Source organism: Botrimarina sp. (assembly GCF_040219535.1).
Taxonomy (GTDB): Bacteria; Planctomycetota; Planctomycetia; order Pirellulales; family Lacipirellulaceae; genus Botrimarina.
The window spans coordinates 19,237-28,055 of record NZ_JAVJSH010000007.1 but is presented as its reverse complement, the minus strand read 5'-3'; the positions used below and the strand labels follow the sequence as shown (position 1 = coordinate 28,055).

Sequence of the window (8,819 nt, the reverse complement as noted above, 5' to 3'; positions counted from 1 at the left end):
GGAAACGAGATCGTCGTCGCGGTAGCTTCGCTCATGGCGGTGGGTTCCGGTGAAGGGTTGGAGGTCAGATGCCTCCCTTCTCCACGAACCCGCCGCCCTCTTCAACCTACGCCGTCCACAACATTCGACGATAACTCCCGGTCGGTTCGACCGACGCGAATCCGGCTTCGTTCCAAGTGAGGTCGGGTGGACCACCCGTTCGGAGTTGCGGCTGGCGGTAAGTCGCTGAGGTCTTCCGCCGGCTGCGAGACCGCTGCGAGTTAGCTTGAGCCCTTCGGCGCCGCGGATGAGGCATCCTCAGCAAGTTCGGTGAGCGAACCAATTCGCGCGGAGGGCCGGGCTTCCGACGCCACGCGACGACCGCCTTCAGACAGCTTTGAAGACCCCCTTCCTCGGCGGCCCTGGCAGAACCCGACGCGCTACCGGCAATCCGCAAGACATCGACAAAGATCGAAGGACTGCTTTTCGGCAGCTCTTAACCGCCGTAGCCCCGAAACTTGGGCTGAGGTAACATATCTATTAGCTGCCCCTCAACGCTCTGTCATTGGCATCAAGCAAGAATTGGCCCGGTTTCAGCCTCACAAGACGATCCGTCTGTTGATGGCGATCGCTGTATCGTCGAGCGGCGGGGCTGCGCAGGGGTATAGCCACTCGCACGCCGGCGGGAGAGACGCCCACTCGCACCACGCGGTGAGCGACGCGGGAGTCGAACTCGACCACGGCCACCCTCACGACCACGAGCCACATCCGCAAGCGGCCACCGAGCAGTTTGCTTCCAGCGCAGCAAACCATTCCCATCTAAGTCTGTGGGGGTTTGACTTCACGCTGCCTTCGCCGAATGAGCAGAGCGGGGGCAATGATCCGCCAGAGCCTCTGGTTCTGCTAGGCGAGTCGAAACTCGCCACGCACGTCGTTTTCGGCCAGCTGGGACCGGACGACGTGTTGCTCTTGCTGCAAGACGTAGCGGGCGACGTCTGCTACGCCGAAGGCGACACGGTGACGCCGTTGCGCCGCCCGCAAGTCGATACGCCCATTCTGTGTGACCGTGCGCGCTTCGAGCGCACCGGCGTGCTGCGGATCTAATTTCACGCGGCCTCTCTGCCGCGTTTCTCTGGGAACGAGTCCGTTGTCGGGTGCTGCGCACTCGATGCGGCCGTCCTTGCTGCTTGCCTCATTTCCTTTGAAGGGAGTTCACCGATGAAATTCCGTTACGCGCTTGTTGTCGCCCTCGCTCTGCCCGCAACAGCACTGCTGGTCGGTTGCGGCCAAGAGTCCTCCCCTCCTGCCACCACCGGGTCTGCCCCCGCGACCGAAGAGACCGCAGAAGGGTTCGACCCGCACGATGTCCCGATGACCGAAGCAGAGATCGAGTCTCTCCAAGAGCGGGCTGGCGAGCTACGACGACGCGGTCGCGAAGGTAAAAAGTTTCCGCGACACAATCCGCGACGCCATCGCCGCGGGCGATCCCGCCGAAGCGCACCGGCCGCTCGACGAGCTGGACATCGTGTTGGGGCACCTAACGACGGTCGCGCGCGAGAACGACGTGCCGAAGTCGGAGTGGGAGACGATCAACACGTCGGCCCAACGCCTCCGCGAACGATTCAACGAGGTCCACGCGCGAATCGACGGGGGCGAGGCCGCCGACTACGAGGCGGTCGCGGACGACGTCCAGGCCGCCATCGAGCAGCTCGAAGGCGTGCAAACGAACTAGCCAGGCGGCCACCCAGGATTCTCTGGTTCCCTAGGGAGTAGCGATGACTGAGCAAGCGCGAAGGGCTCCCGTAACCGGGCGGCGCGTTGTGTTCTTTGGCCTCACGGCGCTGAGCGTCTTGTCGTCTTGGGGGCGTAATTCGTCGGCGCACGAAGGGCACGCCGCTCTGCCCACCAAGGGGCTTACCGTTGCGGGCGATCAACTCCTGCTATCCGAGGGGGCCCGCGAAGCGATCGACCTGCAGACCGGCAAGGTCACGCTCGCCGACATGGCGCGCTTCGTGGAGTGCAACGCCCACGTCGTGGCGCCGTGGCGGATGCAAGCGATGGTTACAACCCAGGCGCGGGGGCGGATCGGGCGCCTGTTCGTCCGCCCCGGCGATCGGGTAGAAGCCGGGCAAGAGTTGGCGAGCGTCGAGAGCTTGGAGTTGGAGGCGTTGCAGCTGGCGATGCTGCAGGCCGACGCCGAGCTGCGCCTGGCAAAGGAGAAGCTCACGCGGCAACTCCCCCTGGCGGAACGTGGCGTGATCGCCGGCAGCGAGGCCCTTGAAACCGAAGCGTCCGTCCGGCAGCGGACGGCCGAGCTAGAGGTCGCCCAGTGCAAACTGAGGGCGATAGGGCTCTCACAAGCGCTCCTCGACCGCGTGCGGCAGAGCCAACAGCCGGTGACCGAGTTCGCCCTCGTGAGCCCGCTCACCGGCGTGATCGCGGAGGCCGACGTTCGGGTTGGTCAGGTGGTCAAGACGACCGAGCACCTGTTCCACATCGTGGATCGATCGCGAGTCTGGGTGGTCGGAGACGTGCTCGAAGGGGAGGTTGCCGCCGTCCAGCCAGGGCAGCCCGCGGTCGTGCGGTTCAAAGAACTGCCGGACCGGGTGTTCCGCGGCGTGGTCGACCACCTCCACCTGAAGATGGACGAGACCCGCCGCACGCGCCATGTAGCGGTCGCCATCGACAACACGAGCGGGCTGCTCAGTCCGGGGATGTTCGGTCAGATGCGGATCGAGACCGCGCTGTCTAAGGAGGCGGTCGTCTGCCCGACCGAGGGGATCATCCGTTACTTCGGCTCGGAGTACGCGCTGGTCAACCGCGGCGAGGGCAAGTACGTGCGTAGCCCGGTCGAGACCGGCCTGCGGCAGGACGACCGGGTCGAAATCCTCGACGGTTTGTTCCCGGGCGACCGGGTCGTCGTGAACGGCAACCACGTGCTCTTCTCGCTCTTCGCCAACGAGACGCCCGCCTCAAGCGGGTCGCGGACGCCGCCAAGGATCGAAGCCCAACTGGAAGCGAAGTCGAACGGACCCGCTGCGCCGAAGCCGGTTGTCATCCAGGGCGTGGTCGAGTTGCCAACCGACCGCAAGGCGTTGTCCAGCGCCCGCCTCGAAGGACGCATCGGGCGAATCCTCGTTGACCACAGCCAGCCTGTGAAAGCGGGTCAGGTCTTGGCCGAGGTAGAAAGCCTCCATCTGAGGAACTTACAAGGCGAGCTGCTGGAGAGCCAATCGAAGCTCGCATGGACCCGCGACCGGGTTGAGAGTCTGGAGCGGCTCGCTACCCAGAACGTGCTCTCCAAGAAGGAACTCTGGCAGCTGCAGACCGCCCAGAGGGTGCTCGAGAACCAAGTCGAGAGCATCGCCAGGCGCCTCGGAATGCTCGGCGTCGCACAAGACGACGTAGACCGGATACTGGCGGTCGACCTGTCGGCCGAGGACTGCGACGTGTCGCTGGTTCGCAGCGTGCCGATCCGCGCCGCGATCGATGGGGAGGTCGCCGCTTTCGACGTCGTGCCGGGGCAGATCGTCAACGCCGAGAAGCAGCTTTTCGAAGTCCACGACCGCTCGAAGGTATGGGTGAAGGGCTACGTCTTCCAACGCGACGCGACCGGCGTCGTGGTCGGGCAGCCGGTTTCGGTCACGTTCCACGCGCTACCGGGGGTTCAAGTCGGGGGACGGGTCGTCCGCGTCTCGCCGGTGCTCGATCGGGGCGAACGCGTGCTGCCGGTCTGGGTGGAAGTCGACAACTCCGACGGTCGCCTGATCGAGGGCATGCTCGCGAGGATCGAGATCAACCGGGCCGAAGTCGCCGTGGTGCGCGGCCGGCGGCTAGACAGCGCGCGCTAGAACAATCCGACCGGAAAGCCTCGATGCTCAACCGAATCATCGCCTTCTCGCTGAACAACCGCCTTCTGGTGATGGCGGCGGTCGTGCTGCTCGTAGTCATCGGCGGCTACCGCGCGTTGCGGCTACCGATCGACGTCTTCCCCGACCTAAACCGGCCGACGGTCACGATCATGACCGAGGCGCACGGCCTCGCGCCCGAGGAAGTCGAGGCCCTCGTGACCTTCCCGATCGAGTCGGCGATGAACGGCGCGACCGGCGTCCGCCGGGTCCGTTCGGCGTCGGGCATCGGCATCTCGATCGTGTGGGTCGAGTTCGACTGGGGGACCGACATCTACGTCGACCGCCAGGTTGTCTCAGAGAAGCTGCAGCTGGTGCGCACGCGGCTCCCGGAAGACATGAACCCCACGATGGCGCCGATCACGTCCATCATGGGCGAGATCATGCTCGTCGGGATGCACTCCACCGGCGACACGAGCGACATGGAGGTCCGCACGCTGGCAGACTGGGTCGTCCGGCGGCGGTTGCTCGGCATCGGCGGCGTCTCGCAGGTGACCGTCATGGGGGGCGAGATGAAGCAGTACCAGGTGCTCACCTCGCCCGAGCGGCTGGCCGAGTTCGACGTGACGATCGACCAACTCACCGACGCCGTGCGGCAATCGAACACGGTGATGGGGGGCGGCTTCCTGCTCGGCAAGGACAAGGAGTCGCTCATCCGTATCATCGGCCGGGCGACAACCCTCGACCAGATCGAGCAGACCGTGGTGCGGACCGGAGAGCCGGTGCCGATCACGGTCGGTCAGGTTGCAGAAGTCGTCTTCGCCGGGCCGGTTAAGCGGGGCGAAGGGAGCGTCAACGGCGAGCCGGCCGTCATCATGTCGGTGCAGAAGCAGCCGGGCGCGGACACCCTCGCTCTCACGGAGACCATCGGCCGCACGCTCGACGAGATCCAGGCGACGCTGCCGCAGGACGTGGTCATCGACAAGGATGTCTTCAAGCAAGCGACGTTCATCAAGGTCGCGATCGGCAACGTGGTGGAAGCGATCCGCGACGGAGCGATCTGGGTCATCGTCATTTTGTTTGTGTTCCTGTGGAACCTCCGCACCAGCGCGATCACGATCACCGCGATCCCGCTTTCGATCATCCTCACCGCACTCGCGTTCGACTACTTCGGCATCTCGATCAACACGATGACGCTCGGCGGCGTAGCGGTCGCCATCGGCGAGCTGGTCGACGACTCGATTGTTGACATCGAGAACATCTACCGGCGACTGAAGGAGAACCGCGCGAAGGCCAGCCCCGACAACCCGCTGAAGGTGATCTTCCTCGCCTCGGCCGAGGTGCGGAACAGCATCGTCTACGCGACGCTGATCGTCGTGCTGGTGGTGTTCCCGCTCTTCTCGCTGGCCGGCCTCGAAGGCCGCATGTTCGCGCCGCTCGGCCTGGCCTACTTGATGACGCTCGTCTCGTCGCTCGTGGTCTCGCTGACCGTAACGCCGGTGCTCTCGTCGTACCTGCTCCCGCGAGCCAGGTTCCTGGAGCGGGAGGGCGACCCGCTGCTGCTCCGCGTGCTCAAGGCGATCGACACGCGGCTGCTCCGCTTCACGCTCAAGCACACGACCGCGGTGCTGAGCGTCGTCCTCGTTTGCGTCCTCGTTTCCTGCTCGGCCATCCTGTGGATGGGGGGCGAGTTTTTGCCCGAGTTCAACGAGGGGACGCTGACGATCGGCGCGACCGCCCCGCCGGGAACCAACCTGCAGGAATCGAACCGTATCGGCCAGCGGGTCGAGAAGATGCTGCTGGCGATCCCCGAGGTCACGCACGTCGCCAGGCGGACCGGCCGGGCCGAGTTGGACGAGCACGCCGAGAACGTCAACTTTTCAGAGATCGACGCCACGCTCGCCGATCCCAGCCTCCCCAAGCCGGGCTGGCACAACGCGGTCCTGCGCGCCGTCCCCGGGCTCAAGTGGCTCGGAGAGGAAGTGCAAGGGCGGCCACGCGAGCAGGTGCTAGCCGAAATCCGCGACACGCTCTCGGAGATGCCCGGTGTCGTGTTCAACATCGGCCAGCCGATCTCGCACCGACTCGACCACATCATGTCGGGCATCCGCGCCCAGATCGCGGTGAAGCTCTACGGACCCGACTTGCAGGTCCTCCGAGACAAGGCGTACGAGGTCGCTTTGGCGGTCTCTGAGGTAGAGGGGGCGGTCGACCTGCAGATCGAACCGCAGGTCGAAATACCGCAGGTGCAGGTGACGATCCGCCGCGAAGAAGCGACACGGTTCGGCCTCACCCCCGACGAGGTCGCCGAAGCGATGGAAACCGCTCTGCAGGGACGCGTCGTCTCCCAGGTCTTGCAAGACCAGCGGACCTTCGACCTGGTCGTCTGGTTCGACGAGTCGGCCCGCAACAACGTCGACGCGATCCGCTCGACGCTGATCAGCACCCCATCCGGAGCGCAGGTATCTCTTGGGAGCGTCGCGGACGTCGTGCAAACCACGGGTCCGAACACGATCAATCGCGAGAACGTGACGCGACGCATCGTCGTGCAAGCCAATACGGCCGGCCGCGACCTGGCGAGCGTCGTCGGGGAGATCAAGCGACGCGTCGCTGAGTCGGTCACGCTCGACGAAGGCTACTTCATCGACTACGGAGGCCAGTTCGAGGCCCAGATGCAGGCCAACCGGCAGCTGATGTTCTGGGGTTCGATGTCGGTGCTCGGCGTCTTCCTGTTGCTCTACAAATGCCTCCAGTCGTGGCGGGCCGCTCTGCAGGTGATGGTCAACATCCCGCTCGCAGCCATCGGCGCGGTGGCGGCGCTACTGCTGACAAGCTGGCCGACGCCCGGAGCGATCCAAGCCGCCGCTTGGTGGGAGCTGCCGCGGGTCTGGGTTGAGGCGTCAACGCTCTCGGTCGCGCACTGGGTCGGCTTCATTACGCTGGTCGGCATCGTCAGCCGGAACGGCATTATGATGATCTCGCACTACCTCCACCTGATGCGGTTCGAGGGGGAAGAGTTTGGCGAGCCGATGATCATCCGCGGCAGCCTGGAGCGGCTCGCGCCGGTGCTGATGACCGCCCTCACCACGACGATCGGCCTGGTGCCGCTAGCGCTCGGCGCCGGCGAGACCGGCAAGGAGATCCTCCACCCGCTCGCCATCGTGGTGATCGGCGGCCTCATCAGCTCCACGCTGCTCGACCAGATCGTGACGCCCGCGCTCTTCTTCAGGTTCGGGAGAAAGGCGTACGAAGGCCGCTTCGCAGCGGGAAGAGAAGGGGCTGACGAACCGGAGGTGCTGCGGATCGCTGAGCAATTCGATAGGCACGAGGACTAACCGACAGGGCTCTTCATGATGATGACACTGCTTCGGGGTCTGATCGCGGGCGTCGTCGTGATCGGGGTCACGCAACTCGCCGAGCGTTGGCCGAGGCTCGGCGCACTGCTGATGACGTTGCCGCTGGTGAGCATCGTCGCGATCGTGATGACCTGGCAGAAGTCGGCGGACCTTCCCACGATCGCACGCCTGTCGCGGGAGACCCTCGTCCTGGTGCCGCTGGGCCTGCCCTTCTTCGTTCCGCTGGCCCTTGCCGAGCGTCTCGGCTTCTCGTTCTGGCCGGCACTCGCTGCTGGCGTCGGGCTGGCGTGCCTCACAATCGGCGCCTGGTTCTGGCTAGGCCCGCCTCCCAGGTGAAGAGCCTTGGGATTGGCCAGCTCACCATGACGTCGGTGGGGAGTGCCTCGCGGAAGCTGACCCCAAGGCGGGAAGTAGAGCGAGTGAAGGCGTCCAACCGTCCGCAAGCACGAGCGACGGCTCACGCCGAGGGTGGACCAGCTTCGGCGAGATCGGGGCCCGTCGAACCCGCGTCGGTCTGCGGACCGCGACGACACCTCCGCAGCTGATCTGGGAGGTGCCGCCGCAGTCAGATGCTACGCCTGCGGAAACCTCCTCCGACAACAAGGGCATTCGCCGTCGAACCCGTGCATCAGGGCGGTGAACGCCGTCGGCTGGGGCAGCGACATGATCGCCTTGAAGGCGAGCGGGTCCCGGTGGGCATAGTGCCGGTAGGTCACCCCGCCGACCGAGTGCCCAAGGATTTCGATCGACGACTCTGGCATGTGCTCGTCGTAGTAGGTCGCACAGGTCTTCCGCAGGTCCTTCAGCACCCACAGCTTCTCCTCGCCCGTCTCGACGTCCTGCTTCGGCTTGACCCCGGCCAGCTGACAGAGCCGTTGGAAATGCTCGTTCGGTCGTGAGCTGCCGCAGGAGAAGACCGATTGGTCCAATCCAACCTGGTCGGCCCGCAGGCTCTTGAGGTGCGTCAGCACCACGCGGTTCATCGGGCGGTAGAACTGCTTCTTGGTCTTCACCCGCCTGTAGTACAGCCAGCCGTACCGACAATCACGCCCTTGGCCGTTCGGCGGCTCGGGCCGCCAGCAGACGTGTCGCCAGAGGATCGGCTCGTGGAACGAGGCCAGCTTGAAGACCGTGCCGGTATCGACGCCGTAGTTGAAGAAGACGACCAGCGCGGCGCGCCAGTAGTGGCCGACCGTCAGCGTCCGCTTCCAGCCTCGGGGCCGCTCGAGCGCGTAGGTCGCGAAGTAGAGCGTGTTCAGGTCCGACTTGGTCAGGTAGTGACGGCCGGCGACATCCCGCTGCGGCTTGGGCTTGGGCAACCGCGGGAGCTTCTCGAGGTAGTCCTGCTCCCAGGCCCACGACAGGATGGCCCGGAGGTTCTCGCGGGCCTTGTTCGCCGTGCGTCCGGCGTTCGACCCGCCGTCTTCGGCCGCTTTCTCGTAGACCCAGTCGAAGAATTCGCGGAGGTCGGAGCGGCTGATTTGATCGACAGTGGGGCCTTGACCCCAGGCCAACCACTTGGCGACGGTTCCTCGGTACTCCTTGCAGGTGCCCAAGGAGAGGGTCTTGGCGTTGAGGTACTTGACCGCGACTTTCTCGAAGCTGATCGACATGCTGACGGCTCCAGGCCGTCGGC

Annotated in this window: 6 protein-coding genes; 5 read left to right on the top strand and 1 reads right to left on the bottom strand. The window is 65.3% G+C overall.

Annotation, left to right across the window (positions count from 1 at the left end; translation table 11 throughout):
- The first annotated feature begins 690 nt into the window (after nucleotides 1-690).
- The 5 genes from RIC11_RS03080 (at nucleotide 691) to RIC11_RS03060 (ending at nucleotide 7,519) form a co-directional block, all read left to right on the top strand.
- Nucleotides 691-1,083 carry a hypothetical protein gene (locus RIC11_RS03080; protein ID WP_350208366.1) on the top strand — a complete coding sequence of 131 codons (393 nt, stop codon included), beginning with the start codon at nucleotides 691-693 and terminating at the stop codon, nucleotides 1,081-1,083.
- A gap of 421 nt (nucleotides 1,084-1,504) precedes the next feature.
- A complete protein-coding gene (locus RIC11_RS03075) occupies nucleotides 1,505-1,711 on the top strand; it encodes a hypothetical protein (RefSeq protein WP_350208365.1) in 207 nt (68 codons plus the stop codon).
- 118 nt (nucleotides 1,712-1,829) lie between these two features.
- Complete coding sequence (locus RIC11_RS03070) at nucleotides 1,830-3,830, top strand: efflux RND transporter periplasmic adaptor subunit (protein ID WP_350208364.1); 2,001 nt, start codon at nucleotides 1,830-1,832, stop codon at nucleotides 3,828-3,830.
- 23 nt (nucleotides 3,831-3,853) lie between these two features.
- The gene (locus RIC11_RS03065; RefSeq protein ID WP_350208363.1) at nucleotides 3,854-7,162 is read left to right on the top strand and encodes an efflux RND transporter permease subunit; all 3,309 of its coding nucleotides are present in this window, start codon (nucleotides 3,854-3,856) and stop codon (nucleotides 7,160-7,162) included.
- A 15-nt stretch (nucleotides 7,163-7,177) separates the two neighbouring features.
- Nucleotides 7,178-7,519 carry a DUF3147 family protein gene (locus RIC11_RS03060; protein ID WP_350208362.1) on the top strand — a complete coding sequence of 114 codons (342 nt, stop codon included), beginning with the start codon at nucleotides 7,178-7,180 and terminating at the stop codon, nucleotides 7,517-7,519.
- Nucleotides 7,520-7,755: 236 nt separating this feature from the next.
- On the opposite strand, the gene RIC11_RS03055 is transcribed toward RIC11_RS03060, so the two are convergent.
- Complete coding sequence (locus RIC11_RS03055; RefSeq protein WP_350208361.1) at nucleotides 7,756-8,796, bottom strand: tyrosine-type recombinase/integrase; 1,041 nt, start codon at nucleotides 8,794-8,796, stop codon at nucleotides 7,756-7,758.
- Nucleotides 8,797-8,819 lie beyond the last annotated feature (23 nt).

Bases quoted from the DNA above. Each gene is read 5' to 3' on its own strand.
- RIC11_RS03055 (WP_350208361.1), bottom strand. From the start codon at position 8,796: ATGTCGATCAGCTTCGAGAAAGTCGCGGTCAAGTACCTCAACGCCAAG.
- RIC11_RS03060 (WP_350208362.1), top strand. From the start codon at position 7,178: ATGATGATGACACTGCTTCGGGGTCTGATCGCGGGCGTCGTCGTGATC.
- RIC11_RS03065 (WP_350208363.1), top strand. From the start codon at position 3,854: ATGCTCAACCGAATCATCGCCTTCTCGCTGAACAACCGCCTTCTGGTG.